General features: G+C 40.1%; 1 protein-coding gene. It reads right to left on the minus strand.

What is annotated here, in order from left to right; all coding sequences use genetic code 11:
* Window positions 1–70 precede the first annotated feature (70 nt).
* On the minus strand, window positions 71–257 hold a 187-nt coding region (locus tag JEM65_RS22710), incomplete at its 5' end, for a hypothetical protein (RefSeq protein WP_233530823.1).

The raw sequence follows: 257 nt of genomic DNA on the forward strand, positions 1-257 counted from the left end.
CAAAAAAGTTCCTCCTAATCCAGGACTTGTTTATTGAAGATCGATCGTCAAAAACAGCCGTTCCTATTCATTACTTGTAGCCTTTTTCGTACGGATCACCAAGTTGAAAGAGAGCCTCAAGGATCAGCAGAACTGGGAAAGCGAATGCGAGCACAAAAGACGTGAGGAAGAACTTTTCTCCATTTAAGTATGAACAAAATTCACATCCTTCACGAACGACATCATGGTGTGGAATTTTGAAAATATCAAGGATGCAA

This window comes from Gelidibacter salicanalis (assembly GCF_016469035.1).
GTDB lineage: Bacteria > Bacteroidota > Bacteroidia > Flavobacteriales > Flavobacteriaceae > Gelidibacter > Gelidibacter salicanalis_A.